Annotated in this window: 2 protein-coding genes; one reads left to right on the plus strand and one right to left on the minus strand. The window is 61.1% G+C overall.

The window, feature by feature from the left end; all coding sequences use genetic code 11:
• Positions 1–111 precede the first annotated feature (111 nt).
• Positions 112–288 carry a hypothetical protein gene (locus tag BSP239C_RS20875; protein ID WP_180959129.1) on the minus strand — a complete coding sequence of 59 codons (177 nt, stop codon included), beginning with the start codon at positions 286–288 and terminating at the stop codon, positions 112–114.
• On the opposite strand from BSP239C_RS20875, the gene BSP239C_RS20310 reads away from it, so the two are divergent.
• The gene (locus BSP239C_RS20310) at positions 287–1,489 is read left to right on the plus strand and encodes an IS110 family transposase (protein ID WP_101575098.1); all 1,203 of its coding nucleotides are present in this window, start codon (positions 287–289) and stop codon (positions 1,487–1,489) included. The two genes, BSP239C_RS20875 and BSP239C_RS20310, sit on opposite strands and share 2 nt — an antisense overlap.
• Positions 1,490–1,623 lie beyond the last annotated feature (134 nt).

The raw sequence follows: 1,623 nt of genomic DNA on the forward strand, positions 1-1,623 counted from the left end.
CCCCCGTTACCTTTTAAGTAGCCCCGACTTCCGTCAGGATAGAAGGGGTCGCTGGCCTAAGATTCCCGGCATGATTCATGCCCCCAGCCGTTCATGGTCCGGGGGGTGTTGTCACCGGGAGTCGTAGGCACCAGGGATATCGCTGATAGGGGCCAGAACCACTGGCAGAATACATGCCTTGAGCCCGACCGTAACGTGGATGCCGAACCCCGGAGCCACACCTCGCATCACCGGCCAGCCGAACCACTCATAACCGCAGTCACACCAGTCGAAGAAGATGAGTGACATGATCACCAACCACGCTGAGATCGACGTATTCATCGGCATCGATGTCGGCAAACACGACCACCACGCCGTGGCTCTGGCCAGGGACGGCACCCAAATCCTGTCGAAGGCCCTGCCCCAGAACGAGGGGAAGCTCCGGGGCCTGCTCGGCAAGCTGCGTACCCACGGGACACTCCTCGTCGTCGTGGACCAGCCCGCCACGATCGGAGCACTGCCCGTCGCCGTTGCACAAGCAGCCGGCATCACTGTGGGCTACCTGCCCGGGTTAGCGATGCGTCGCATCGCGGATCTGCATCCAGGAGAGGCGAAGACTGATGCCAGGGATGCTGCGATCATCGCCGAAGCTGCTCGGACCATGCCGCATACCTTGCGGGGGATTCGGGTCAGTGATGAAAACGTCGCAGAGCTTTCCATGTTGTGCGGTTACGACGACGATCTCGCGAAACAGGCCACGGCAACATCGAACAGGATTCGTGGTCTGCTGACACAGATCCATCCCGGACTGGAGGCTGTCATCGGTGCTCACTTGGACCATCCTGCGATGACGGCGCTGTTGGTGAAGTATCCGACTCCAAAGGCTCTACGTCGGGCCGGTAAACGCCGGGTCGAGACACTGCTGGCCAAACACGCACCCAGAGCGTGGAAACGCTGGGCGACAGCGATTTTCACCGCCTTGGAAGAGCAGGCTGTGGTGGTCGCAGGCACCGATGCGGCAGGGATCGTCCTACCGCAACTGGCCACAGCTTTGACTCAGACGAGGTCGTCGAGGAACGAGGTCTTTGCACGGATCGAGGAACTGGTGGAATCGCATCCTCTTTTCGAGCTCCTGACGTCGATGCCGGCAGTCGGCGTCAGGACAGCGGCGAGAATCCTGACCGAGGTCGTGGGCAAGGACTTCGCCACCGCCGGGCACTTGGCCTCTTACGCCGGTTTGGCACCGGTGACGTGGAGATCGGGGACATCGATCCGTGGCGATCATTCGTCCCGCCGGGGCAACAAAGTGCTCAAACGGGCGCTATTCTTATCAGCGTTCGCAGCGTTGAAGGACCCGTTGTCGAGGGCGTATTACGACCGGAAACGTGCCCAGGGCAAGAAGCATAACCAGGCCCTGATCGCGTTGGCTCGTCGACGTTGCAACGTGTTGTTCGCGATGCTGCGTGACGGTGCCTATTTCCAGGTACCGATGGAGGCCGCCGCCGCGTAGACAGGTTCACAAGCGCCCACGTCCAGTCCGAGACTCCGGTCCCGGACCAATCAGTCCTGCCCAGCATCAGCCAGCAAGACTATTCGAAGAAGTCCCGGTCAACCCTTGACGAAAACCATAGGGGCACCCCCCCC

Source organism: Brevibacterium sp. 239c, assembly GCF_900169365.1.
In the GTDB taxonomy this organism is placed as follows: Bacteria; Actinomycetota; Actinomycetes; order Actinomycetales; family Brevibacteriaceae; genus Brevibacterium.

Excerpts from the sequence above, each read along its gene's own strand:
- BSP239C_RS20310 (WP_101575098.1), top strand. The coding sequence starts at position 287 with ATGATCACCAACCACGCTGAGATCGACGTATTCATCGGCATCGATGTC.
- BSP239C_RS20875 (WP_180959129.1), bottom strand. The coding sequence starts at position 288 with ATGTCACTCATCTTCTTCGACTGGTGTGACTGCGGTTATGAGTGGTTC.